The 24,800-nt window shown below is 72.7% G+C and carries 23 protein-coding genes and 1 riboswitch; of the genes, 13 read left to right on the top strand and 10 right to left on the bottom strand.

Features of this window, described 5'->3' with window-relative positions; genetic code table 11:
* Nucleotides 1-84: 84 nt before the first annotated feature.
* From M8C17_RS04170 to M8C17_RS04205, 8 genes are all read left to right on the top strand, one after another.
* On the top strand, nt 85-774 hold the full coding sequence (locus M8C17_RS04170) for an RraA family protein (RefSeq protein WP_252414974.1): 690 nt from the start codon (nt 85-87) through the stop codon (nt 772-774).
* A gap of 162 nt (nt 775-936) precedes the next feature.
* Entirely contained in the window at nt 937-2,046 is a 1,110-nt protein-coding gene (locus tag M8C17_RS04175; protein ID WP_252414975.1) for a peptidoglycan-binding protein, read from the top strand.
* A gap of 136 nt (nt 2,047-2,182) precedes the next feature.
* Nucleotides 2,183-2,596: a VOC family protein gene (locus M8C17_RS04180; RefSeq protein WP_252414976.1), complete on the top strand. Its 414-nt coding sequence runs from the start codon at nt 2,183-2,185 to the stop codon at nt 2,594-2,596.
* Nucleotides 2,597-2,657: 61 nt separating this feature from the next.
* Nucleotides 2,658-4,232: an FMN-binding glutamate synthase family protein gene (locus tag M8C17_RS04185; RefSeq protein ID WP_252414977.1), complete on the top strand. Its 1,575-nt coding sequence runs from the start codon at nt 2,658-2,660 to the stop codon at nt 4,230-4,232.
* 56 nt (nt 4,233-4,288) lie between these two features.
* Nucleotides 4,289-4,813 carry a GNAT family N-acetyltransferase gene (locus M8C17_RS04190; RefSeq protein WP_252414978.1) on the top strand — a complete coding sequence of 175 codons (525 nt, stop codon included), beginning with the start codon at nt 4,289-4,291 and terminating at the stop codon, nt 4,811-4,813.
* Entirely contained in the window at nt 4,810-5,337 is a 528-nt protein-coding gene (locus M8C17_RS04195; RefSeq protein WP_252414979.1) for a GNAT family N-acetyltransferase, read from the top strand. Before M8C17_RS04190 ends, M8C17_RS04195 begins: the two co-directional genes overlap by 4 nt.
* 27 nt (nt 5,338-5,364) lie before the next feature.
* A complete protein-coding gene (gene dinB / locus M8C17_RS04200; protein WP_252414980.1) occupies nt 5,365-6,552 on the top strand; it encodes a DNA polymerase IV in 1,188 nt (395 codons plus the stop codon).
* A 100-nt stretch (nt 6,553-6,652) separates the two neighbouring features.
* Complete coding sequence (locus M8C17_RS04205) at nt 6,653-7,015, top strand: hypothetical protein (protein ID WP_252414981.1); 363 nt, start codon at nt 6,653-6,655, stop codon at nt 7,013-7,015.
* A gap of 30 nt (nt 7,016-7,045) precedes the next feature.
* Here M8C17_RS04205 and M8C17_RS04210 read toward each other — a convergent pair whose 3' ends face one another.
* The 3 genes from M8C17_RS04210 to htpG all read right to left on the bottom strand — a co-directional run bounded on the left by M8C17_RS04210 (nt 7,046) and on the right by htpG (nt 10,708).
* Nucleotides 7,046-7,723, bottom strand: coding sequence for a transglycosylase family protein (locus M8C17_RS04210; protein ID WP_252414982.1), 678 nt, complete (start codon nt 7,721-7,723; stop codon nt 7,046-7,048).
* Nucleotides 7,723-7,896, bottom strand: a riboswitch (cyclic di-AMP (ydaO/yuaA leader). (Overlaps the previous gene by 1 nt.)
* Before the next feature lie 165 nt (nt 7,897-8,061).
* The gene (locus tag M8C17_RS04215; RefSeq protein ID WP_252414983.1) at nt 8,062-8,718 is read right to left on the bottom strand and encodes a ThuA domain-containing protein; all 657 of its coding nucleotides are present in this window, start codon (nt 8,716-8,718) and stop codon (nt 8,062-8,064) included.
* 73 nt (nt 8,719-8,791) lie between these two features.
* The gene (htpG, locus tag M8C17_RS04220; RefSeq protein ID WP_252414984.1) at nt 8,792-10,708 is read right to left on the bottom strand and encodes a molecular chaperone HtpG; all 1,917 of its coding nucleotides are present in this window, start codon (nt 10,706-10,708) and stop codon (nt 8,792-8,794) included.
* 161 nt (nt 10,709-10,869) lie between these two features.
* Here htpG and M8C17_RS04225 point away from each other — a divergent pair, with 161 nt between their 5' ends.
* The gene (locus M8C17_RS04225; RefSeq protein ID WP_252414985.1) at nt 10,870-11,568 is read left to right on the top strand and encodes an SDR family oxidoreductase; all 699 of its coding nucleotides are present in this window, start codon (nt 10,870-10,872) and stop codon (nt 11,566-11,568) included.
* A 95-nt stretch (nt 11,569-11,663) separates the two neighbouring features.
* Here the strand turns inward: M8C17_RS04225 and M8C17_RS04230 are convergent, their stop codons facing one another.
* Nucleotides 11,664-12,170 carry a hypothetical protein gene (locus tag M8C17_RS04230; protein ID WP_252414986.1) on the bottom strand — a complete coding sequence of 169 codons (507 nt, stop codon included), beginning with the start codon at nt 12,168-12,170 and terminating at the stop codon, nt 11,664-11,666.
* A 138-nt stretch (nt 12,171-12,308) separates the two neighbouring features.
* A complete protein-coding gene (locus M8C17_RS04235; RefSeq protein WP_252414987.1) occupies nt 12,309-14,066 on the bottom strand; it encodes a M28 family peptidase in 1,758 nt (585 codons plus the stop codon).
* A gap of 317 nt (nt 14,067-14,383) precedes the next feature.
* Here M8C17_RS04235 and M8C17_RS04240 point away from each other — a divergent pair, with 317 nt between their 5' ends.
* The gene (locus M8C17_RS04240) at nt 14,384-17,233 is read left to right on the top strand and encodes an ATP-binding protein (RefSeq protein WP_252414988.1); all 2,850 of its coding nucleotides are present in this window, start codon (nt 14,384-14,386) and stop codon (nt 17,231-17,233) included.
* A 19-nt stretch (nt 17,234-17,252) separates the two neighbouring features.
* Here M8C17_RS04240 and M8C17_RS04245 read toward each other — a convergent pair whose 3' ends face one another.
* Both M8C17_RS04245 and M8C17_RS04250 read right to left on the bottom strand, forming a co-directional pair.
* Entirely contained in the window at nt 17,253-18,023 is a 771-nt protein-coding gene (locus M8C17_RS04245) for a hypothetical protein (protein WP_252414989.1), read from the bottom strand.
* Nucleotides 18,020-18,523: a SigE family RNA polymerase sigma factor gene (locus M8C17_RS04250; protein WP_252414990.1), complete on the bottom strand. Its 504-nt coding sequence runs from the start codon at nt 18,521-18,523 to the stop codon at nt 18,020-18,022. The genes M8C17_RS04245 and M8C17_RS04250 overlap by 4 nt, the downstream gene beginning before the upstream one ends.
* Before the next feature lie 136 nt (nt 18,524-18,659).
* On the opposite strand from M8C17_RS04250, the gene M8C17_RS04255 reads away from it, so the two are divergent.
* The gene (locus M8C17_RS04255; protein WP_252414991.1) at nt 18,660-19,505 is read left to right on the top strand and encodes a DUF3152 domain-containing protein; all 846 of its coding nucleotides are present in this window, start codon (nt 18,660-18,662) and stop codon (nt 19,503-19,505) included.
* 11 nt (nt 19,506-19,516) lie between these two features.
* On the opposite strand, the gene M8C17_RS04260 is transcribed toward M8C17_RS04255, so the two are convergent.
* The 3 genes from M8C17_RS04260 to M8C17_RS04270 all read right to left on the bottom strand — a co-directional run bounded on the left by M8C17_RS04260 (nt 19,517) and on the right by M8C17_RS04270 (nt 22,679).
* Nucleotides 19,517-20,212 carry a hypothetical protein gene (locus tag M8C17_RS04260; protein ID WP_252415090.1) on the bottom strand — a complete coding sequence of 232 codons (696 nt, stop codon included), beginning with the start codon at nt 20,210-20,212 and terminating at the stop codon, nt 19,517-19,519.
* Nucleotides 20,213-20,335: 123 nt separating this feature from the next.
* Entirely contained in the window at nt 20,336-21,625 is a 1,290-nt protein-coding gene (locus tag M8C17_RS04265) for a snapalysin family zinc-dependent metalloprotease (protein WP_374557053.1), read from the bottom strand.
* 70 nt (nt 21,626-21,695) lie between these two features.
* Entirely contained in the window at nt 21,696-22,679 is a 984-nt protein-coding gene (locus M8C17_RS04270) for a DUF5937 family protein (protein WP_252414993.1), read from the bottom strand.
* Between the two features lie 72 nt (nt 22,680-22,751).
* Between M8C17_RS04270 and M8C17_RS04275 the strand changes: the two genes are divergently transcribed.
* On the top strand, nt 22,752-24,014 hold the full coding sequence (locus M8C17_RS04275; protein ID WP_252414994.1) for an MFS transporter: 1,263 nt from the start codon (nt 22,752-22,754) through the stop codon (nt 24,012-24,014).
* A gap of 146 nt (nt 24,015-24,160) precedes the next feature.
* Complete coding sequence (locus tag M8C17_RS04280) at nt 24,161-24,745, top strand: hypothetical protein (protein ID WP_252414995.1); 585 nt, start codon at nt 24,161-24,163, stop codon at nt 24,743-24,745.
* The last annotated feature ends 55 nt before the right edge of the window (nt 24,746-24,800 follow it).

The raw sequence follows: 24,800 nt of genomic DNA on the forward strand, positions 1-24,800 counted from the left end.
GGCCAGCACGTGGGGATTGGCTGTCGTCCGGGCGGGGGGTGGGATCCCTACGATGGCGTCTCGCCGGAGTGTGGAGGGACACGGATGGACGGGTTTGCTGAGGTCTCGACGGCGCTGGTGGCCGACGCGTGCGTACGACTCGGGGTGCCGGCGCGGGTGGCACCTCCCGGGATCCGGGCGGTGGTCTCCGGCCAGCGGGTGGCCGGCCGGGTGCTGCCGGTGCGTCACTACGGCAGCGTCGACGTGTTCCTGGAGGCGTTCGAGCGGGCCGAGCCGGGCGACGTGCTGGTGATCGACAACGGTGGGCGGTCGGACGAGGCCTGCGTGGGTGACCTCGCGGTGCTGGAGGCCGGCGCGGCCGGGGTGTCCGGTGTGGTGATCTGGGGGCTGCACCGGGACACGGCGGAGCTGGTCGAGATCGGCCTGCCGGTGTTCAGCTACGGCAGTTGCCCGCTCGGACCGTCCCGGCTGGACGCCCGGGAGCCGGCGGCGTTGACCAGCGCCCGGTGCGGCGGGTACGAGGTGAGCCGGGACGACCTGGTGTTCGGTGACGACGACGGGGTGTTGTTCGTGCCCGCCGACCGGGGCGGGGAGGTGCTGGCCACGGCGACGGACATCCGCCGGGTGGAACGGGTGCAGGCGGCGCGGATCTCCGCCGGGGAGACGTTACGACGGCAGACCGGGTTCGCCGACTACCTGGTGCGGCGCGCGGCGGATCCCGCGTACACCTTCCGCCAGCACCTGCGACGGGTCGGCGGCGCGATCGAGGAGTGACGACCGGCGTCGGGGCCCAACGGTGGAAGCGAGGGTGGCGAACCTCTAGCGCCCGGGCGAGTGTTGGCAATATCCTCCGAGGCGCGTGTGGCCACTGTAGTTACTTTTCATCCCCCGCCGTCGGCCGCAGGAGGAGATGTCATGCACGTCGACCATTCCGAAATGGATCGCCGGACGCTGCTGCGGGCCGGTCTCGGCGCCGCGACGGTCGCCGTGGTCGGAAGCGAGCTCGCATTCCCGGGCGCGGCGCAGGCGGCCCCCGGCACCGATCTGGACTGGATCATCAGCTGCGACGAGTGGGCCGCCCGCCCGCCGAAGGACCCGCTGGCGGTCAGCGCCATCCCCACCAACAAGATCATCGTGCATCACATGGCGTTCCCGAACGTCACCGACTACTCCCGCGAGCAGGCGGTCAAGCTGGCCCACGACTGCCAGGACCTGCACATGGACGGCAACGGCTGGTCGGACACCGGGCAGCACTTCACGGTGAGCCGGGGCGGCTACGTGCTGGAGGGCCGCCGGGGCAGCCTGGAACGGCTGGAGGCCGGCGACCGGCAGATGATCTCCGCGCACTGCCCGGGCGAGAACGGGCGGGCCATCGGGATCGAGAACGAGGGCACCTACGTCACGGAGACCCCGCCGGAGGCGCTGACCGATTCGCTGGTCAAGCTCTGCGTCGCCGTCTGCCGGCAGTACGGGCTGCACGCGCACGACATCTTCGGCCACTGGGACTTCCGCACCACGCAGTGCCCGGGCGCCGCCTTCTACCGGCAGTTCCCCGCGCTGCGGCGGCGGGTGTTCGCCGCCCTCGGCACCGACCTCGGCGACGTTCCGGCGCGCCGCTGGCCGGACCTGTGGCGCTTCGTCAACTCCCCGTCGGTCCGCGTGGTGCAGTACCTGCTCGCGTTCCGCGGCTACCCGGTGACCGTCAGCGGCACGTTCGACGCCGCGACCGTGACGGCCGTGCAGGACTGGCAGGCCCGCAACGGCATCGCGGTGGACGTGGACGCCACGCTCACCCCGCCCACCTGGGAGACCCTGGTGCCCGAGCTGAACCAGCACGCCACCGGCCTGCCGGTCACCGCGGTGCAGGAGATCCTCGCGACCAAGGGGTACGCCGTCACCGTCACCGGGGCGTACGACCACGCCACCCGGGCCGCGGTGAAGGACCTGCAGACGCTGCACGGGCTGCCCTCCAACGGCAAGCTCAGCACGAGCACCTGGTGCGCCGTCGTCGGCGGGAGCGTCCGGCAGTCGTTCCGGGCCCGCTGATCCTCTTCACCTGGCGGCGGCACGGGCGCACCCGTTCCGCCGCCAGGCCCGGCACCTGCGCAAACGTGGGCGCGCCTCGTTGTCCACCCTCCACCGGTCTGCGACGATGACGCCGACCAGGACCAAGGAGGGTGCTGTGCAGACTCGACTCAACCCGTACCTCAACTTCCCCGGCACGGCCCGCGGCGCGATGGAGTTCTACCACCGCGTCTTCGGCGGCGAGCTGACGATGAACACCTTCGGCGAGTTCGGCAACGCCGAGCCGGGCCTGTCCGACCAGATCATGCACGCCCGGTTGGAGTCCCCCGCCGGCTTCACCCTGATGGCCTCGGACACGGCGCCCGGGATGAACCACATCCCCGGCACGAACATCGCGATCAGCCTCAGCGGCGACAACGCCGCCGAGTTGCGCGGCTATTGGGAGCGGCTCTCCGCGGACGGGTCGGTGACCATGCCGCTGGAGAAGCAGATGTGGGGCGACGAGTACGGCCAGTGCGTCGACCCGTACGGCATTGACTGGATGGTCAACATCACCCAGCCCCAGGGCTGACCAGCGGAGCGTCGGCGGTGGGCCGGTTTGGCCGGCGGCGCGGGCGGAAAGAGTGCCGGGCATGAGATGGGCCCGCCGAGCTGTACCCGCCGTCACCGCCGCCGTCGCCGCGCTCGCCGTGCGGGACCTGATCCAGCGCGACCACGCACTGCTGCGCAACTTCCCGGTGCTCGGTCGCGCCCGGTACCTGCTGGAGGCGATCGGGCCGGAGCTTCGGCAGTACATCGTCGCCGGCAACAACGAGGAGCGGCCGTTCACCCGCGACCAGCGCCGCTGGGTGTACGCGTCGTCGAAGCAGCAGAACAACTACTTCGGCTTCGGCACGGACAACGACATCGAGTACACCCCCGGCTACCCGATCATCAAACATCGCACCTTCGGTCGGGCCGTGCCGCCGTCGACACCGGCCGCCGGGCACGACGTGCGGCTGCCCTGCGCCAAGGTGCTCGGCGCGGCCCGGGGCCGGGCCCGCGCGTTCCGACCCGAGTCGGTGGTCAACATCTCCGGGATGAGCTTCGGCTCGCTCTCCGGCAACGCCATCACGGCCCTGAACCGCGGTGCCGCGCTCGCCGGCTGCCTGCAGAACACCGGCGAGGGTGGCCTGTCGCCGTACCACCGCAACGGCGGTGAGCTGGTCTTCCAGCTCGGCACGGCCTACTTCGGCTGCCGGGACGAGCACGGCCGGTTCAGCCTGGAGCGGTTGAAGGACCTGGTGGCCGGCGCGCCGGTGAAGGCGCTGGAGATCAAGCTGAGCCAGGGTGCCAAGCCCAGCCTCGGCGGGCTGCTGCCCGGGGCGAAGGTGTCCGCCGAAATCGCCGCCACCCGGGGCGTCCCGGCCGGCCAGGACTGCGTCAGCCCGTCCCGGCACGCCGAGTTCTCCGACTGCGACAGCCTTCTCGACTGGGTGGAACTGCTGGCCGCCGAGACCGGCCTACCGGTCGGCATCAAGTCGGCGGTCGGCGACCTGGGCTTCTGGCAGGACCTGGCGACGCTCATGCGGGACACCGGCCGGGGCGTCGACTTCGTGACGATCGACGGCGGCGAGGGCGGCACCGGCGCCGCGCCGCTGATCTTCACCGACTCGGTGTCGCTGCCGTTCCAGCAGGGTTTCTCCCGGGTCTACAAGGTCTTCGCCGAGCACAACCTGCACGAGCAGGTGGTCTTCGTCGGCGGCGGCAAGCTCGGCCTTCCGGACAACGCGATCGTCGCGTTCGCGCTCGGCTGCGACATGGTCAACGTGGGCCGCGAGGCGATGCTGTCGATCGGTTGCATCCAGGCGCAGAAGTGCCACACCGACACGTGCCCCACCGGGGTGGCGACACAGAACGCGTGGCTGACCCGGGGCCTGGACCCGGCGCTGAAGTCGGTGCGGGTGTCCAACTACCTGCGGACGCTGCGCCGGGACCTCACCAAGGTGGCCGAGGCGTGCGGCGTGGAGCACCCCAGCCTGATCGACACCGACGCGGTGGAGATCCTGGACGGCCGCACCGGCTCCACCCCGCTGCACGAGGTGTACGGCTACCGGCCCGAGTGGGGGCTGCCCGCACCGGCGGACCGGGCGGAGATCGTCCGCCTGATGACCCCGGAGGCGCCGCAGGGCGGCAGCGCCCCACCCTCCCCCACCGCCGTCGGCTGACCGGCGCCCACGGATAACGCGTGGAGCCGGAGCCGGAGGCACCGTATCGTGGCGCGGTGCTGATCAGACGTGAGACGCCCGCCGATGTCCCGGCCATCCACGCGGTGCACGCCGCCGCCTTCGCCGCGCCGGACGCCGACGGTGTCGTACCGGTCGAGGCCACGCTGGTCGACGCGCTCCGCGCCGACGAGGGCTGGCTGCCCGCGTACTCCCTGGTGGCGACCGACCCCGACGGGCAGGTGGTGGGGCACGTGGTGGCGACCCGCGGTCGGGTGGCCGGACTGCCGGTGGCGCTCGGCCTGGGGCCACTCGGTGTCCTCCCCGGCTGGCAGCGGCGCGGGGTCGGCACGGCGCTGATGCACGCGGTGCTCGGCGCGGCCGACGCGAGGGACGAGCCGCTGGTGGTGCTACTCGGGCACCCCGACTACTACCCCCGGTTCGGGTTCCGGCCCGCCGTCGAGCTGGGCGTCACCCCGCCGCAGCCGTGGGGTCCGCAGTACTTCCAGGCCCGCCCACTGAGCGCCTGGCGTGAGTCGATCCGCGGCGAGTTCCGCTACGCCGCCCCGTTCGACGAGCTGTGAACCAACCGGGCATCCGCCGGCGGCGCGCCACCGACCTCGACGGATGCGTCGCGGCGCTCGCCCTCGTGCACGAGGCCGACCGGTACCCGCTGAACTGGCCCGCCGACCCGCACCGCTGGCTGCGCGAGCCGCGCCCGGCGCGCGCGTGGGTCGCCGTCGACGCCGACGGGGCGGTCGTCGGGCACGTGGCGGTGCACCGGCTGCCCGACCGGGCGGACGGGCCACTGGCCCGGCCGACGGCCGAGGTGGCTCGTCTCTTCGTCGCGCCGGGCGCCCGTGGGCTCGCGCTGGGCAGCGCGCTGCTGGCCCGGGCCCGGCGGTGGGCGAGCAAGCGGGGAACGGATCTGGTGCTCGACGTGGCCGACGGCGATGCCGCGGCCGTCGCCCTCTACGAGCGCACCGGGTGGCGGTGCACGGGCACCAGCACGGCACCGTGGACGGCCCCCGACGGCAGCCCCGTGTCCCTGCGCCACTACGCCTCGCCAGCCGGGCACCAGCGACGTTCGCCCAGCTCACTGTGCTGATCGTCCTCGCCATGCGAACATATGTACGTGTCACCCGGGGCCAGCATCCTGCACGCCGACCTGGACGCGTTCTACGCGTCGGTCGAGCAGCGCGACGACCCGCGCCTGCGGGGGCGGCCGGTGATCGTCGGCGGGGGCGTGGTGCTCGCCGCCAGCTACGAGGCGAAGGCGCGGGGCGTGCGCAGCGCGATGGGCGGCCAGCAGGCGCGCCGGCTCTGCCCCGACGCGATCGTGGTGCCGCCCCGCATGTCGGCGTACACGGCGGCCAGCCGGGCGGTGTTCGAGATCTTCCGGCAGACCACCCCGCTGGTCGAGGGGCTCTCCATCGACGAGGCGTTCCTGGACGTGGGCGGCCTCCGGCGGCTGGCCGGTCCGCCCGCCGACATCGCCGAGCGGCTGCGCCGGGAGGTGCGCGACCGCATCCACCTGCCCATCACCGTGGGTGTGGCCCGGACGAAGTTCCTGGCGAAGGTGGCCAGCGGGGTGGCGAAGCCCGACGGGCTGCTGGTCGTCGCGCCCGACGCCGAGCTGGCGTTCCTGCATCCACTGCCGGTGGAACGGCTCTGGGGCGTCGGCCCGGTCACCGCCGCGAAGCTGCGGGAACGCCGGATCCGTACCGTCGGCGAGGTGGCCCGGCTCGGTGAGGCGGCGCTGGTGTCACTGCTCGGCGCCGGCGCGGGCCGGCACCTGCACGCGCTGGCGCACAACCGGGACCCCAGGGCGGTCCAGGTCGGCCGTCGGCGCGGCTCGATGGGCGCCCAGCACGCGCTGAGCCGTACCCCGCACGCGCCCACGGAGCTGGACGCCATCCTGGCCGGCCTCGTCGACCGGGTCACCCGGCGGATGCGGGCCGCCGGGCGCTCCGGGCGCACGGTGGTGTTGCGGCTGCGCTTCGGCGACTACACGCGGGCGACCCGTTCGCACACCGTGGGCAAGGCGACCGCGGATACCGGCCCGCTGCTCGCCGCCGCGCGGGCGCTGCTGCGGGCGGCCCTGCCCGAGATGGACCGTCGGGGCATCACGCTGGTCGGCGTCTCGGTGGGCAACCTGGACGACAACCCGGTCCAGCCGGAGCTGCCGTTCCACCGCGACCCCGGCGCCGAGCTGGACGCCGCGGTGGACGCGGTCCGTGACCGGTTCGGATCGGCGGCGCTGACCCGGGCGGTGCTGCTGGGCAGGGAGCCGGGCGTCGAGATGCCCCTGCTGCCGGACTGAGGCCGCACCAGGCGCAGCGGTGCACGTCACAGCGGTTGGGGGGTTTAACGGCGACCGGAGTGGTGACCTTGTGGGGATCAGCCTGACAGGGGGGACCACCATGTCCGACGACACCAGCAACCGTCCGAGCCGGCGTGCGCAGCGCCCCGCCGACGTGACCGACCCGCTGCTCTGGCAGCTCGCCATGGACGTGCTGAGCGCGCACGAGCCGGACGAGGACGGCGCCTGCCGCAACCTGCTCTGCGCCGGCCAGCCGTGGCCGTGCGCTGCGCGTGGCAGCGCGGAACAGTCGCTCCGGCTGGCCCGTGGCGCGGCCGACACACCGTCCACAGTCACATCCGAGCAGGGCGAGGGGGAAACGCCCCGCGCCCACCGGCCGGCGGAGGACGTTCCCGCCGCGCGGCGGGCCTGGTCTGCTGGTTCGGAGTCGGCGCGTCCGCAGGCGGCCGTCGCGGCGGCCTGACGCCACCTGCTCGACACACGCCGGCGGGCGTCAGAGAGAGAGCCGCTGACCCGGGAAGATCAGACCCGGGTCGGCGCCGATCAGCTGCCGGTTGGCCTCGTACAGGGCCTGCCAGCCGCCGGACACACGGTTGGCCTCGGCGATCTCCGAGAGGGTGTCGCCCGGCTTGACCAGGTACGTCTCGCCGCCCGTCACCGGCGCGGTGCGCTGGTGGTTGCGGGTCGCCGGCTGCTCGCCGCGCGACGACCGCTCCTTCGGCTTGGCCGTCGAGCCGGACTTCGAGGTCGGCTTCGAGGACTTCGCGGTGGACTTCGTCGACGACTTGGTGGCGGAGCCGCCCGACGAGCCGCCCTTCTTGCCGCAGGTCGGCCAGGCGCCGATGCCCTGCCCGTCGAGCACCTTCTCGGCGATGGCGATCTGCTCGCCGCGGCTGGCCAGGTCGGCGCGGGCCGCGTACTTCTTGCCGCCGTAGCCGGCCCAGGTGCTCTGCGAGAACTGCAGCCCGCCGTAGTAGCCGTTACCGGTGTTGATGTGCCAGTTGCCGCTGGACTCGCACTGGGCGATCGCGTCCCAGTTCACCCCGGCCTGCGCCGGTGCGGCCGGGCCGAAGAGGGCGACGGCGCCGGTGACCGCGCCGACGGCCAGGGTGCCGACGGCGGCGCGGCGGGTGGTGACCCGTCGATGACGGGGGGTGTAGTCAGACGTCATGTGAGCTTCCTCCACGCCGGCGAGGTGAGCTGTCGGGTTCGGGCCGAGGAGCCCGGCCGCGCGGTGGCGGCTTCACCCCGAGGTGACGTGCACCGAGGAACGTTGGGTCCCCCGCTCCTGCCCGGGTGACTGGGTTTCCGACGACCGGGGGCAGGATTTGGCGTTACCGGTCGCGGTGTCCGCTGTGGCGGACCCGACCGACGTTAGGCACGGTCGGTGACGGTCGCCCACCCCCTGTGAACTTCTTCACCGGCTCACGCGGGGAGCCTCGCGCAGCGGTTGCGGGCCGTCGGAGACTGTGCACTGACCATCATGGACCGTTTCCGATCAGGGCGTGGTCAGGTCTCGTGGCGCAGCCAGGCCGCGATCCGGCCGAGCAGTTCGACATGCCCCGACGACTCGTACGACCGCACGTCGTGACCGAGGGCGCTGTAGACGATGCGGCTGGTCCCGGCGGTGCGTGCCCAGACGAGCGGGTGCGTGGCGCCGCCCTCGTCGTGCACGTAGAGGGGCACGACATCGGCGCTCTCGACCAGCGCCAGGTCGGTGTAGCGCTCGTCGTGGACCTCGATGTCACCGAGGCCGATGGTGATCGGATGCTCGACGCGGGTACGCCGGATGCGGCTCGGGCCGATCGGAGGGTGGAAGGTCCGGCCGTGCTCCCAGGCGGCGCCGATCGTCGACCGCCAGCGCGGCAGACCGGGGAAGGCCAGCGTGGCGCTGTGCGTGGCGAGCAGGCTGCCACCGCGGCCCAGGAAGCCGTCGAGGACGCGGGCGAAGTCCTCGTCCTCGCGGATCGGGGTCGACCGGTCGGCGCTGGCGTTGACCACCAGCAGGCGGGCACCGTCCAGGGCGGCGGCGAGCCGGTCGACGGATGTCACGATCGTCACCGGGCCGCCGATCAGGTCGCCGATCGTGGCACTGGTCTCGGCCAGCCGGTGCCAGGGGTCGGCGTGCGGACCCTCCCCGCTGAAGATCACGGTGTCGACAGGCATGACCTCTCCCGGTGCCGGACCCGGCCGGCGGGGCCCCGCTGATCGGGCACCTGCCGGCCGGTGGGTCGACCGGTTACAGGGTGCGGGCCAGCCGGTCGGCGAGCACCCGGGTGAACCGGGCGGGGTCGGTCAGCTCGCCGCCCTCGGCGAGCACCGCCAGGCCGTACAGCAGCTCGGCGGTCTCGGTCAGCGCCGCCGGGTCGGTGCCCTGCTCGTGGGCCTTCCGCAGCCCCGCGACCAGGGGGTGACCCGCGTTGATCTCCAGGATCCGCTTCGTGGTGGGAATCTCGTGCCCCATCGCCCGGTACATCTTCTCCAGGGTCGGGGTGAGATCGTGCGCGTCGCCGACCACGCAGGCCGGTGAGGTGGTCAGCCGCGACGACAGGCGGACCTCGCGGACGCTGTCGGCCAGTGTGGTGCCCAGCCAGTCGAGCAGGGCGGCGAACTCCTGCCGCTGCTGCTCACGCTCCGCCTCGGCCTGCTGCTTCTCCTCGTCGCTGTCCAGGTCGACCTCGCCCTTGGCGATCGAGCGCAGCGGGCGGCCGTCGTACTGGCCGACCCGCTCGACCCACACCTCGTCGACCTGGTCGGTGAGCAGCAGCACCTCGTGGCCCTTGGCCCGGAACGCCTCCAGGTGCGGGGAGTTCTCGATGGTGGCCCGGGAGTCGCCGGTGGCGTACCAGATGTCGGTCTGGCCGTCCTTCATCCGTGCGACGTAACCGGCCAGGTCGGTCGGCTCGGCCGGGTCGTGGGTGGAGGCCACCGACAGGATCTCCAGCAGGGTCTCGCGGTTGTCGGTGTCGTCGATCAGCCCCTCCTTGACCACCGCGCCGAACTCGTTCCAGAAGGTGCGGTAGCGCTCGGGGTGGTTGGCCTTGAGGTCCTTGACCGTGGCGAGGATCTTCTTGACCAGGCGACGGCGGACGATCTGGATCTGCCGGTCCTGCTGGAGGATCTCGCGGGAGATGTTCAGCGACAGGTCGTGCGCGTCGACGACGCCCTTGACGAAGCGCAGGTAGGTGGGGACCAGCGCCTCGCAGTCGTCCATGATGAACACGCGCTTGACGTAGAGCTGGACACCACGGCGGCCCTGCGGTGCGAACAGGTCCAGCGGGGCGTGGCTGGGCAGGAACAGCAGCGCCTCGTACTCGAAGGTGCCCTCGCCCTTCATGTGCACGACCTCGAGCGGGTCGGCCCAGTCGTGGCTGACGTGCTTGTAGAACTCGTTGTACTCGGCGGCCTCGACCTCGTCGCGGGACCGCGCCCAGAGCGCCTTCATCGAGTTGAGGGTCTGCACCTCGCTCGTGGCGTCCGCGCCGTCGGCGCCGGGGCGTTCGACGGTCATGCGGATCGGCCAGGCGATGAAGTCGGAGTATCGCTTGACGATCTCCCGGATGGTCCACTCGGCCGTGTAGTCGTGCAGGTTGTCCTCGGCGTCGGCCGGCTTGAGGTGCAGGGTCACCGACGTGCCCTGCGGCGCCTCGTCGACCGTCTCGATCGAGTACGTGCCCTCGCCGGCGGACTCCCATCGCGTGCCACCGGTCTCGCCGGCCTTGCGGGTCAGCAGGGTGACCCGGTCGGCGACCATGAACGCGGCGTAGAAGCCGACGCCGAACTGGCCGATCAGGTCCTGCGAGGCGCGGGCGTCGGCGGACTCGCGCAGCTGGCGCAACAACTCTGCGGTGCCGGACTTGGCGATCGTGCCGATCAGCCGGACCACCTCGTCGCGGGTCATCCCGATGCCGTTGTCCCGGACCGTCAGGGTGCGGGCGTCCCGGTCGACCTCGATGGCGACGTGCAGGTCGCCGGTGTCGGCGGCCAGGTCCTTGTCGACCAGAGTCGCCAGCCGCAGCTTGTCCAGCGCGTCGGACGCGTTCGAGATGAGTTCCCGCAGGAAGACGTCCTTGTTCGAATAGATCGAGTGGACGACCAACTGGAGGAGCTGTCGCGCCTCGGCTTGGAACTCCAACGTCTCGGCCTGGTTGCTCACACCGTCTCCCTTCTCGGCTCGTACGGAGGTTCGCGGAAAGGATACGAGTCGTCACCGGTCCGGCTGTGGCCGCGTCCGGGTCGTATTCCCGATCCGGCCGATCGCCCCGGTGACATAGCTGACTTTGTCTGACAGAAGTCAGGTCGGATAGCGTGGCGGCCATGAAGATCGCTGGAAGCACCGCCCTCGTCACCGGCGCCAACCGCGGCCTCGGCCGACACCTTGCCGCCGAACTCCTCGCCCGGGGCGCCACCGTCTACGCCGGCGCCCGCAACCCCGACAGCGTCGACCTGCCCGGCGTCACGCCGGTCCGCCTCGACATCACCGACCCCGCCTCGGTGGCCGCCGCCGCCGAGCTGGCCGGCGGCGTGAACCTGCTGATCAACAACGCCGGCATCGACACCCGGACCGACCTCCTCGACGGCGACCTGGACCTCGTCCGGCTGGAGTTGGAGACCCACTACATCGGCACCCTGTCGACGATCCGGGCGTTCGCGCCGGTCATCGCCGGCAAGGGCGGCGGAACGATCCTCAACGTGCTCTCCGTGCTGTCCTGGTTCGGCTCTCCGATGCACGCGGCCTACAGCGCCGCCAAGTCCGCCGAGTGGGCGATGACCAACGTGCTGCGCGTCCAACTCGCCGACCGGGGCGTCCGGGTCGCGGGCCTGCACGTCGGCTACCTGGACACCGACATGGCCGCCGACATCACCGGCCCGAAGTCCGACCCAGCGGCGATCGCCCGGATCGGCGTGGACGGCGTCGAGGCCGACGCGTACGAGATCCTCGCCGACGACCTCAGCCGCCAGGTGCAGGCCGGACTGGCCGGCGGCGTCGCAGCGCTCTACCCACAGCTCCCCTGACCCACGACGCCACGGGCCGCCACCGGGAGAACCGGTGGCGGCCCTTTCTCGGGTACGCGGTCAGCTCCGTCCGCGCACCCGTCGCGCCGCGGCGGTCAGCAGCCGCCACAGGTGTAGAAGAGGATGTCCCAGTGGCTGCCCTCCTTGGTGTAGAGGTTGCCCGAGGCGGCGCGGTACTGGTAGCCGAAGCCGGCGATGTAGCCGACGTAGGTGTAGTGCGTGGAGATGTAGTTCTGGATGCAGGTGCTCAGCGCGATGTCGAGCTTGTAGCCGTTCCAGTGGCTGTACGTGCCGCTGGAGTGCCCGACCTCCGTCCCCGCGGTGATGGTGACCGCGCAGCCACTGGCCCGTTTGAAGGTGATGATGCCGTCGATGGTGGCCTGCCGGACCCCGTCGAACGAGGTGCAGGTGGCGACGTAGCGGTCACTGCAGTTGCCGCTGGAGGTCCAGGAGATGCCGGCGGCGCGCAGTTGCGAGGTGGCGCTGGAGTGGCTGATGGCGAAGGCCGGGGCGGCGAGACCGAGCGCGGTGGCGATCGCGGCGAGCGTGGCCACCAGCAGGGTGAGCACGCGGCGGCGCAGGGTGGATCGGGTGGGTGACATGGCACTCCCGTTCGCGTGAAGGTGGGAATTTTGCGAAACAGGGGCCGGCCTTGCAGGATTTCTACCAGAGATAGATGGGCGTGACTAGACGTCGGGCGGAGGGGGCACGAGTCGCCCACCCCCACCCGACGTCCTGCGTCAGCTCGCCTGCAACGTCACGTCGTCGATCACGAAGCTGGTCTGCAACGAGGCGTCCTCGGTGCCGGTGAACCTCACCGTCACCGTCTGACCCGCGTACGCGGCCACGTTGAACGTGCGCTGCGTGTAGCCGGCGGCGGCGTTGAGGTTCGAGTACGTCGCCAGCGTGGTCGAGCCCACCTGCACGGTGAGCCTGTCGTACGCCGTGGAGCTGGTGGTCTCGGCGGTGTCGATGTGCAGCCAGAACGACAGCGTGTAGCTGGCGCAGCCGGCCGGCACGGTCACCGACTGCGACAGGGTTTCGGTGCGGGTGGTGCCGTACCCGTTGAGCCACGCCTTGTACGACCCGGTCCGGGCCGGCTGGCCGCTGGAGTTGGTGATCACGCCGGAGGACGCGGTCCACGGCGCGCTGCCGCTCTCGAAGCCGCCGTTGCCGATCACCTGGCCGCCGGCGCAGCCTCCGGCGCCGGTCACGGTCAGCGTGAGGCTGGCGCTGCGGGTGACCGAGCCGGTGCCGGTGACCGTGATGGTGAAGGTGCCGGTGGCCGCGCTGGCCGAGGCGGTCAGGGTCATCGTCGCGGAACCGCCGGAGGTCACCGAGGACGGGCTGAAGGAGACGCTCACCCCGCTGGGCGCGCCGGAGGCCGAGAGACCGACCGACTGCGCCGAACCGGCGGTGGTGGCGGTGGACACCGTGGCCGTGGTGCTGGCGCCCCGGGCGACCGTGCGGGTCGTCGGGTTGACCGCCACGGAGAAGTCGTTGGTCGGGGTGCCCCCGCCCACGGCGAGCTGCCACAGCGCGTACGCGACGCCGTCCGCGGACCGGTTCAGCACGGTGGCGCTGACGTTGGCGGTGGTGTCGCAGGCCCGGTGGTAGCACGGGTCGTACGCGGAGTTGGCCGTGCCGCCCCACTTGGCCGCCTGGGCGCTGGTCTTGCGGGCGCTGGCACCCGAGGCGTAGCCCGAGGTGGGGATGCCGGCCTGCTGGAAGTAGTAGTCGTCGGAGCGGCCCTGACCCTCGACGTTCTCCTCCGGCTGCAGCCCCAGCGAGTCCCAGTACGCCTTCAGCGGCGCCGCCGTCGTGGAGGTGACCCGGTTGATGAAGTAGCCGCCGTTGGTCGAGCCGACCATGTCGAAGTTGTAGTAGCCCTTGATGTAGCCGCGCTGGGTGGCGCTGAGCGAGTTGACGTAGAACCGGGAGCCGTTGAGCCCTTGCTCCTCGTCGGTCCACCAGGCGAACCGGACCTTCTTCGTCATGGTCGGGTTCTGCGCGGCCAGGACCAGCGCGTTCTCCAGCAGGGTGGCCGAGCCGGAGGCGTTGTCGTTGATGCCCGGACCGGCCGAGACGCCGTCCAGGTGGGCGCCGAACATGACCACCTGGTCGGTCGGGCCGCCGGGCCACTCCGCGATCAGGTTGTTCGAGGGGTACGTGCAGCTGGAGCAGTACTGCTCACTGACGGTGTAGCCGGCCGCCTGGAGCCGGCTCTTCACGTAGGTGAGCGAGGCGGTGTAGCCGGCCGACCCGGCCCGCCGGTTGCCGCCGTTGCTGCTGGCGATGGAGCCGAACTGGGTCAGGTGCGCCTGGACGTTGCTGATGGAGATGTCCGGCGCCGCCAGGACGGCGGCGGGCGCGGCGATCGGCCGGGCCGCAGCCGTGACGACGGTGGGTGACGCGGTCACCGGCTGGGCGACCAGCGTCACCGCCATCCCGGTGAACACGGCGAGCGCGACTCCCGCGCTCAGCGTTCTGCCTCTCATGGGGGCTCCTCGGGGGTTGGAGAGATACCCGAGACACTTACAGATATCAATGTCTCGGGCATCGGTCGTTCGTCCCGAACCCCCACCGGTTCGGCGACACCCGCCGTACCGCCAGCGGGCCGTGGGCCCGACACGGTGACGGCGGAACATCCCGTTTCGCCCCTACCGCTCCGTACGCTGACCGCACGCCCGCCCTCTCGGCGGGAACGTTGGGTGCCGGCGACAGCACATGTGAGTAGAGGTGCCAGGATGGGTAGGTAACACAGCAGGGGTCGTCGGGCCCGGAACGGGGGGCTTGCGATGGGGCCGGGTCGAGCGTGACACGACCCCACACGGACCTGTTCACCGGCGGCGGTGAGACCGGCCGGTTGATGGCGGAGCTGGACTGGACCGGCACCCCGCTCGGCCCGGTGACCGGCTGGCCGCAGAGCCTGCGGGCCGCGGTGCGGATGGTGCTCTCCTCCCGCTACCCCATGCTGCTGCTCTGGGGTGACCGCTTCTCCCAGCTCTACAACGACGCGTACTCGGCCCTGATCGGTGACAAGCACCCGGCCGCCCTCGGCGGTGACGTGCGGGTGACCCTGGCCGAGGGCTGGGACGTGCTCGCCCCGCTGATCCAGCAGGCCATGGCGACCGGCGTGGCCAGTTGGGTGCCCGCCCTGCAACTGCTGCTGGAGCGGGCCGGCTACCGCGAGGAGGCGTACTTCAGCGTCTCGCACGCACCGGCCCGCGACGACGAGGGTCGGACCGTCGGCGTGCTGACCGTGTGCAGCGAGGTCACCGAGCAGGTGGTCGGCGAACGGCGACTGCGACTCCTGCGCGACCTGTCCGTACGCGGCGACGGCCGCACCGTCGACGTCGACGCCACCTGCGCCCGGCTGATCGACGCGATCGACGGCCACCCGCTGGACGTGCCGTTCGCCGCGATCTACCTGCGCGACGGCGCGGTGCTGCGCCGGGCCGCCTGCGCCGGCGGCGACCCGACGCACGCCGTTGCCGGTGCCCTACCGGACGCCATCGAACTGACCGACCCGGCGCCGGCCGCCCAGGCCTGGGGGCTGCCCGACGCCGCCGGGGGCCGCGCCGCCGAGGTGACCGGCGTCACCGACCTGCTGACCCTGCCGGCCGGCCCGTGGGACGACCCGGTCCGGACCGCCCTGGCGCTCCCGCTGCCCTCGGCCGACGAAACGCAGCCGCTCGGCGTCCTCCTGGTCGGCGTCAGCCCCAGCCGACGACTGGACGAGGCCTACCGCTCCTTCTACCAGCTACTGGCCCAGCAGGTCTCCGTGGCGCTGCGCAACGCGCAGGCGTACGAGGAGGAGCGGCGCCGAGCCGAGGCGCTGGCCGAGCTGGACCGGGTGAAGACCGACTTCTTCACCAACGTCAGCCACGAGTTCCGCACCCCGCTGACCCTCATGCTCGGCCCACTGTCCGACGCGCTCACCGACGCCACCGCGCCGCTGCCACCCGTGCAGCGAGAGCGGGTGGAGACGGCCTGGCGCAATGCCACCCGACTGTTGGCCCTGGTCAACAGCCTGCTCACCTTCTCCAGCCTGGAGACCGGGCGAGCGGGCAGCGATGTCCGTGTCGTCGATCTCGCCGCGCTCACCGCCGAGCTGACCGGCGTCTTCCGGGCCGCCGTCGAACGGGCCGGGCTGGTCCTGGAGGTCGACTGCCCGCCGCTGCCCCGGCCGGTCACGGTTGACCCGCTCAACTGGGAACGCATCGTCACCAACCTGCTGTCCAACGCGCTGAAGTACACGTTCCTCGGCCGGATCCGGGTCGGCCTGGAGGCCGACGGCGACGAGGTACGGCTCACCGTCACCGACACCGGCATCGGCATCTCCGAGCAGGAGCTGCCGAAGCTCTTCGAGCGCTTCCACCGGGTGCAGGGCGCCCGCTCACGCAGCCACGAGGGCACCGGCATCGGCCTGGCCCTGGTGCACGAGCTCGCCCGACTCGAGGGCGGTGAGGTGCGGGTGACCAGCCAGGTGGGCCGCGGCAGCACCTTCACCGTGGCCCTGCCCTGGTCGGCCGCGCTGCGCACGGCCGTGAACGGATCCCCGCCCGACGGGCGGGGCGAGGCTGCCCGAGCCGCCCTCCACGAGGCGATGACCTGGTTGACCGACCCGACCGGCGGGGTCGCGGAACCCGACCCGACGTCCGGGCCGGCCGGGGACGAACTGGCCGGTGCGCGGATCCTGGTCGCCGACGACAACAGCGACATGCGGGCGTACCTGAGCCGGTTGCTCACCGGGCAGGGCTGGCGGGTCCGGGCCGTCACCGACGGCAGTCAGGCGCTCGACGCGATCCACCGCGAACCGCCGGACCTGGTCCTGACCGACGTGATGATGCCGGTGCTGGACGGCTTCGACCTGGTCCGCCGGCTGCGTGCGGACCCGGCGACCCGGGCGCTGCCGGTGCTGGTGCTCTCCGCTCGGGCCGGCGGGGAGGCCAGCGTGGCGGGCCTGAGCCTGGGCGCCGACGACTACCTGGTGAAGCCGTTCGCCGCGGCCGAGCTGATCGCCCGGATCCGGGCCGCCATCCGCGGAGCCCGCGCCCGTGGCGCACCATCGGCGGCCCAGGGCGCCCCACAGGCCGTCAACGCGACCCCGACGGCCCGACCCGCCGCTGTCGTGTCGGCCCCGGCGACCCTCGGGCCGGCCGCCTCCACGCCAGCCCTGGTGGGCGTCGGCCTGGCCGATGACCCGGCCGACGCCTCCGCCAGGAGCGCCCTCACCGAACCGGTCGGGGTGTCGCCGGCCCACTCCGACGGGCCGGGCGGCACCGTGGACGTCGGGTGGACGTACGCCTCCGCGGCCACCTCGGCCGCGGCGATGCGCCGGGATGTCCGGACGGCGCTGACCGACCTGGACGTCGACCCGGAGGTCCTGGAGGACCTGCTGGTCGCCGCGTCCGAGGCGGTGAACAACGCCGTCGAGCACGCGCAGCGGCCCAGCCGGCCGGAGGTGCGGGTCCGGGTCGAGATTGGCGGCGGTCTGGTGCGGATCTCGGTGCGCGACTTCGGCACCTGGCGGGACCGCCGACCGGCGATGGACCGGGGACGCGGCGCCCTGCTGATGAACGCCTACGGCGACGTACGGCTGGTGTCCACCGGCGAGGGGACGACGGTCACCATCGAACGCCGGCTGGACGAGCGGGCCTGAGCGGCCGTCGAGCCGGCTGTCACAGCCGGCGGCCGTCGCCGTCCCGGGCGATGATGCCGTCCAGCCGGTCCCCGGGAGTCAGGTCGGCCGGGTCGAACCAGAAGATCACCACCTGCTTGTCGTCGCTCCACCGCGCCAGCCGGGCGGTGACCTGCCGGCCGTCCACGGTGCCGGTGATCCGCTGCGCCGGGCCGACGAAGTAGCCGAAGGCGGGTACCGGCGCGGCCGATCCCCCTTCGTCGTAGCCGACCTGGTGGAAGCCGGGACTGCGGTCGGCGCCATCCACGTCGTTGACCAGCACATCCGTGGTGAGCGTGCCGTCCGGGGCCCGACGGCCGGCGGCCAGCCCGATGGTCACCCGGGGCTCGCCGGGCACCGACACCCGAACCATGTAGTAGACCCGCTGGTCGACGCCGTGCCGAATCCCGCTGTCGATGACCTGACCCAGCGGCGACGCGGTGCGCTCCGCCTCGGGCGGAAGCGTGGGCCGGGGAGTGCCGAGCGTCGTCGGAGTGCCGCCGGCCGGCGGCGTGGGGGCGGTGGGGACCGGCGACGTGGGGACGGCGGCGACCGGTGGCGGACGCTCGACCGTCGACGGGCCGCCCGGTCCGACGGCGGCCACCACGACGACGGCGGCCAGCCCGGCCGTGAGCACCGCCGCGCCGGCTCCGGCAACGCGGCGACGGGTCCGCAGCCGCCGCCCCTCGCGCATGACGGCGTCGAGGTCGAGAGGAGCTCCGCCGCGTTCGGTCACCCGCATGGCGTGGCGGAGCCGGTCCAGCTCGCTCATCGGCACGCCTCCTGGTTGTCGGCCGCCCGCGGCCCGTTGGCGCGCAGCTTCCCCAGAGCCCGTGAGCTGGTGCTCTTGACCGTGCCGACCGAGATGGCGAGTTCCCTGGCCACCTGCGCCTCCGGAAGGTCGAAGTAGTAGCGCAGCACGACGATGGCCCGCTCACGCGGGCTCAGCGCCCCGAGGATGGCCGTCAGCCAGCGCCGGGTGGCGACCTCGTCGGCCACGTCGTCGCGCCGCTGCTCCGGAATCTCCTCGGTCGGGTACTCCCGGATCGGGCGCCGCCACCCGTCCACCAGGTGGTTGACCAGGATGCGGCGGGCGTACCCGTAGGCGTCGTCGTCGCGGACGCGGGACCACGACGCGTAGGTGCGGACCAGGGCGGTCTGCGCGGCGTCCTCGGCCTGGTGGTGGTCGCCGGTCATCAGGAACGCGGCGTGCACCAGCCGCGCGGAGGCAGCGCGCGCGAACTCGACGAACTCCGCGTCACCGCGCGCCACGCCGAACCCTCCCCCGTGCCACACCGTTACGGACGGGCGAGGGCCACGAAAGGTTGAGTCTCCGCGAGATCAACTTTTCGGCCGGGTCGTCCGTCTCCTCTCCCGGCGCCGCAGACCGCGGCTTGAGGGGAGAGACATGTCGACGAAGGCTACCCGCCTCAGGCACACGGCCTGCGCGGCGTCGCTGCTGGTGGCACTGCTCACCGGCTGTGGGCTACCGGCGTCCGGGCGGCCCGCGGCCGGCGCCGCCACGACCGATCCGGCCGGCCGTGGGCAGCCGGCGGCGGGGCAGGTCGCCGCCGGGCGCCCGGCGGGAGCCGCCGGGAGCGCCACTGTCACGGCAGCACCGACGCCGTCAATTCCCGTCAGCTATCCCGCCACCGGCGGCGGCCGCTGGTCGGTGGCGGCCGCCGAGACGACGCCGGGGAGCGGCGACAGCGGTCGGCTGATGCGGTACCGGGTCGTCGTGGAGCGCGACATCCGTGGCCTGCCGGTGGCCGACGTCGCGGCGTCGGTCTCCGCGACGCTGAACGACCCACGTGGGTGGACGGCCGGCGGGGACTGGCGGCTGCGCCGGGTGGGCGCTGGCGGGCCGGTCGACTTCACCATCTACCTGGCGACACCCGGAACCCGCGACACCCTGTGTCAGGACGTCCCGGACGGCTACACGTCCTGCCGCAACGGCGACCGGGTGGTGCTCAACGTGGCCCGCTGGGTCGAGGCGGTGCCGGGGTACGGGGCCGGCCTGGCCGCATACCGGCAGTACATGGTGAACCACGAGGTCGGGCACCGGTTCGGCCTGGGCCACGAGCGGTGCCCCGGTCGGGGCCGGCCGGCGCCGGTGATGCAGCAACAGACACTGGGCCTGCACGGATGCACGGCCAACGCCTGGCCGTACCCGGGCGGGGTTCGCTACCGCGGGCAGATCGGGGCGTACGACGACGAGATTCCGCCGCGCGAGGGCGCCCGGCCCGCCCGCTGAGCCCGACCGCCTCAGGACCGGCGGTTGCGCTCCTGTTCGAGGCGCTCGTCGAGCCGGCCCAACTCGTAGATGGCGTTCAGGTTGGTCGGCAGCCGGCTGATGTTGTCCGGCACGGGACCCGGATCCGGCGTGGGAGTCGGTGTGGGAGCAGGCGCGGGAGCCTGCGCTGCCGCGCCGGCGACGGCCGGGGCAACGGCGGTGCGGCGGCGCAGCAGGAGGACCAGCGCCAGCACCGCCAGGGCACCCGCGACCAGGAAGTAGTACGCCGGCCCCAGCGGCCCACCCCGGGCCGGGGCGGCGAGCGTCTCCGGATCGGTCGGGGCGGCATCCTCGCCGTTCGGCAGCGGCACCGCGGCGTCACGGTCGCCCCGAGCGCCGGAGGTGCGGTCGGGCGCGCCGGGGACGCCGGGCACCGCGGGCGCCAACGGTGGTCGGGGCTCGGCCGACGACCCGGCGGGCGTGGACGTCGGGGCGGGCGCCGCCGGGACCGCCGGGACCGACGGGTCGGCGGCCGGCGGCGGGCTGGAGGTGGGCGCGGGGGTCGGTGACGAGCTCGGGGTGCCGCCACCGCCGAGCAGGTCGTCGACGATCTTCCCGACGCCTCCGAGGAGGCCACCGACCGGGCCTGGGGTGGCGGTGGGCGACGGCGCGGGCGCGGGCGTTGACGACAGGGCGAGGGTCAGCATGAGCGCGGCGACGGCAGGCATGGGTTCACCTCGGATGGTCGATGTGCCAGGCACGGTACCGCAGCACGGTCACGAGCGGGTGACACACCGTCGACCGAGCGGAGGGCGCGCGTCGCGCGCCCTCCGCCCTGGTGTCCTAACTGGTCAGACAGGAAGGCCCCCGACCTGGGTGTTCATCCAGGACCGGATGGACGGCAGGTCCACGTAGATGGACGGGCCGGTCGCGCAGGTGGAGTTGTTGTTACCGGCGCGGCTCGTCGCGCCGATGAGGTTCCACACGCCGTTGACCCGACGCACCTGCGGGCCACCGGAGTCGCCGTAGCAGGCTCCGGAGGTGCCGTTGGTGTTGTTGGTGCAGATCTCGTACGGGCCGTTGATGCCGGAGCACCGGCTGTCGGCCACGATGGACGTGTCCAGTTCGTTGGCCACCGCCGGAGCCGACCCGCAGCCCGGACGCGCACACGTCTGGCCCCAGCCGATGATCCGGGTGGCGGTGCCGACCGCGCCCGACGTGGCCGGGATCGGCGCCGGTGCGTAGCTGACCGAGCTGGCCAGTTGGAGCAGCTTCACGTCGACGCTCGGGTGGTTGACCGCGCGGGTCACCCGGACGACGGTCCCTCCGGTGGTGCGGTTGACGCTGCCCACGCGGACCGAGGACGGCGTCGAGCAGTGCTTGGCGGTGACCGCCCAGTTGGCCTTGATCAGCGTGCCGGTGCACCCGGAGACGTACACCATGAAGGGGTAGTTCTCCGAGGCGGGCCGCCCGCCGACCACCGTCGGGCCGATGTCCCCGGCGCCGTCCCAGGTGTACGTCTCACCGGTGACCGGCGCGGCCAGGGTGCCGGCGAACAGCGAGTTGACCCGGGTCGCCTCCGCCGAGCTGGGGTACGCGTTGCGGCAGGAGACCGGGGCGCTGCTGCCGGACATCAGGTCGGAGCAGAGTCCGGTACGCCGGTCCGGCAGGCCCAGGATGTGGCCGAACTCGTGGGCGGCGATGCGGTTGCGGTCGTAGCCCTGGTTGACGGCCGTGCGGCCCATCCAGATCCGTCCGGAGCCGAGGCCGGTCGGCTGCGCCCGAGGCCAGCCGTCGTCGACGTAGATGGTGATGCTGGCCGGGGTGCCGGGTTGCAGCCGGACGGTGCTGACACGGCTGTTCCAGATCTGCGCCGCCTGGTCGAAGTTGGTGCGGAACTCACCGGTCCGGCTCGCGTCGTAGTAGACGGTCCGTACGGCGGCGGCCGGTGCGCCGGTGGTGAGCTGCACCCCGGCCGCCGCCAGGGTCGCCACCAGCACGGCCAGCGCCGTACGTAGCAGTTGTCGTCGGAACATCACGCACTCCCCTGCGGTCGTCCGGCGACCAACGGTCACCGGATCATCGATGTACGTCGATGTTAAAGTGACAGTGGTCGATCGGCGGCATAACGGAAGCGTCATATCGGCACCGCGGAGCGCCGCAACGGCGACGGGCCCGTCGCGCAGCACGACGTGTCGCCGTGCCCCGGCGTCAGGCGTCGGCCGTGCTGCTGGCGGCGACAAGCACCTCACCCGCGGTCGTGCGGGCGTAGAGCACGAAGCGTCCCACCCGGTGGGTGCCCACCAGACCGGCGTCACGCAGGGCGCCCAGGTGCTGTGACACCGTGCCCGAGGTGAGCCCGCAGCGGTCCGCCAGCTCCAGGGTCGAGGTCGGCACCGCCAGCTCGTGAAGCAGCGCGGCGCGGGTCCGACCCACCACCCGCGCAAGTCCGAGCCCGCGCGGCGCGGGGTCCCGCTCCCACAGGGTCGCCACCGCCCGAGCGGGATAGCGCAGCACCGGCTGGCCCGGAGAGCCGAAGTTGGACCACACCCTCGGACCGCCGAAGACCGACGGGACGAGCAGCAGGCCCCGTCCGTCGAGGCGGACCGCGCCTGCCAGCACGATGTGATCCACCCGCAGGGTGTCGGCCTCCAGCCGGACGTACGGGTCGAGGTGGTTGAGCAGGCCGTGCACCCCGTCACTGGCGATCCGCTGCGCACCGAGCAGCACCTCGCGCTCCAGCAGCGTGCGCATCCGGGGCCAGTAGGGTACGAGCACCGCGTCGGCGTACGCCCGGATGACCTCGGCCAGTCGGGTCAGCTCGACGACCGGATCCGCGTAGAGCGCGGTCAGCCGCGACGAACGGGCTCCGGGAAGCGCGTCGAGGCTTGCCCGCACCGCCTCGGGCGCGGTGGCGACGAGGGTTGCCAGCTCGACGTCGAGGTCGGGCTGCGAGGTGGCCGGGGGCGGGCAGACGAACGGTGGGATGACCAGGGTCGGCACCTGCACCAGGTCGGCGAGGAGCCGCCAGTCCAGCCTCGCCAGGCCGGGTCGTACCCGTCCGAACCAGGCCAGGTGCTCCGGGAACCGGTGCGGCTGCCGGATGACACGCACGCTCGCGATCACCTCCCACAGTGGAGAGACCGCGAACCGGGTCAGCGCCAGATCACGCGCTTCCAGCCCGACCAGCATCATGGGCGACCCCCACAGATTCGGCGAGAATCAAATCTATCGGTCCCGGGTGGTACGGCCGGCACCGTGGGCGGCATGACCTCCGCTCCGACCACGACCGCTCCCGTCGACGCGAAAGGCCGCTGGCCCCGCTCCTTCCAGCTGCTCTACGCCGCCGCGCTTGTCGACGGCATCGGCTTCCACGTCAGTCAGCTCGCCGTGCCGGTGCTCGCCGTGTCCCTCCTGGCGGCCACCCCCGGCCAGGTGGGGCTGCTGAGCGCGCTGAGCACCGCCGCCTTCCTGTTGATCGGCCTACCGGCCGGGGTCTGGGTCGATCGGTTGCCCCACCGTGCGGTGCTGGTCACCGCGGATCTGAGCCGGGCGGCGCTGGTCGCGTCCGTGCCCGTGGCGTGGTGGGCCGGTTGGCTGACGATTCCGCAGCTCTACCTCGTGGTACTGCTGACCGGGGTCGGCACCGTCTTCGCCGACGTGGCCGCGCAGAGTTACCTGCCGGAACTGGTTGGCCGGAGTCGCCTGGTGGCGGCGAACTCCCTGATGATGAGTACGAACGCGACGATGCAGATCGCCGGACGAGGGCTCGGTGGGCTGGTCGTGGAGGCGCTCACCGCACCGGTCGCGGTCGTGGTGGACGCGGTCACCTTCGCGGTCTCCGGGGCGATCCTGGCGCGGATCCGTACCGACGCGTCCCGCCGGCTTCCGCCCCGGGCGACGGGCGGCTTCGCCCGACAGCTCGGCGCCGGCGTCCGGCACGTCTTCGCCAGCCCGCTGCTGCGCCCACTCGCCCTCTCGACCGCGAGCATCAACCTGACCATGCAGCTCACCACGACCATGCTGCCGGTGGTCTTCCTGCGCGAGCTGGGGCTGGGTGCAGCCGCTCTCGGCCTCTTCCTGGGCGCGGGTGGGATCGGCGCCCTCCTCGGCGCGCTGACCGCGCGCCCGCTCGCCGAGCGGATCGGTCACGGCCGCGCGCTCTGGTTGCCCGGCCTGCTCGTCGCCCCGCTCGGCGGGCTGGTCGCGCTGATCGACGACGGACCGATGGTCTGGCTCGCCGCGTTCGGCTGGCTGGCGTTGGCCTGGCGGACCGGGATCGGCAACGTCGTCGGGGTGAGCCTGCGCCAGGGCACCACTCCGGACGCTCTGCTCGGGCGGATGAATGCCACCTTCCGGTTCCTTCTCACCGGGGCGCTCACCGTCGGCGCGGTGGCCGCCGGTCTACTCGGCCAGTACGTGGACGTCCGCACCACGCTGGTGGTCGGCGCAGTCGCCAACGGACTGACCTGGCTCCCGGTGTTCTGCTCACCTCTGCGGGCGCTGCACCGCCCACCCCCGACCGACTGATTCGCGCCGCCCACTCTGAGCTGGTGTTACATGTCCGTTACGTCCCGGCGAAGCGGCCGTTGCCCACCGGGACGACGGTCGCCAGCAGAGGGACACCGGCACCGCCGCCGCGACGTGGCCCCGAAACACTTCACGGAGGCACCACGATGAGAATCAGGACCGCACTCACCGCGCTGGCGGTCGTACTCGCCGGGCTGGTCGCCGGCGCGAGCAACGGCGCCGCGGCGAGCACCACCACCACCACAGCGTCGACCTTGTCGCCGTACTGCGGGATCACCTGGGGCAGCGCGGACCGGACGGCCGGCGCGCTGAGCAGCGCCCCGCTCGTCGACGTACGCACCGGCCGACACGACTGCTACGACCGGGTGGTGTTCGAGTTCGCCGGCCCGGTCGACGGCTACTCGGTCGGCTACGGCGAGACGTGGACCGAGGGCGAGGGGCTGGCGCTGTCGCCGTACACGGCCGGAGGCGCCCTGCTGCGGGTCTCGCTGCGGGCCCCGGCGTACGACGACGCCCACCTGGCCACCGTGCCGTACCGGGTCGGTGAGCACGCCGCGAACCTGCTGCGTTACCCGACGCTGCGCGACGTCGTCTTCGGCGGCAGCTTCGAGGGCTACACCACCTTCGCCGTCGGCGTACGCGCGCGGCTGCCGTTCCGCACGTTCGTGCTGGCCGGCCCCGGTGGCCACAGCCGGATCGTCCTCGACGTGGCGCACCAATGGCAGCAGTGACCGGCACGGTGTCGGGGGCCCGCCCGGGTCCCCGACACCGACCGTTCCGCCAGGG

Source organism: Micromonospora sp. RHAY321 (assembly GCF_023896955.1).
Taxonomy (GTDB): Bacteria; Actinomycetota; Actinomycetes; order Mycobacteriales; family Micromonosporaceae; genus Micromonospora.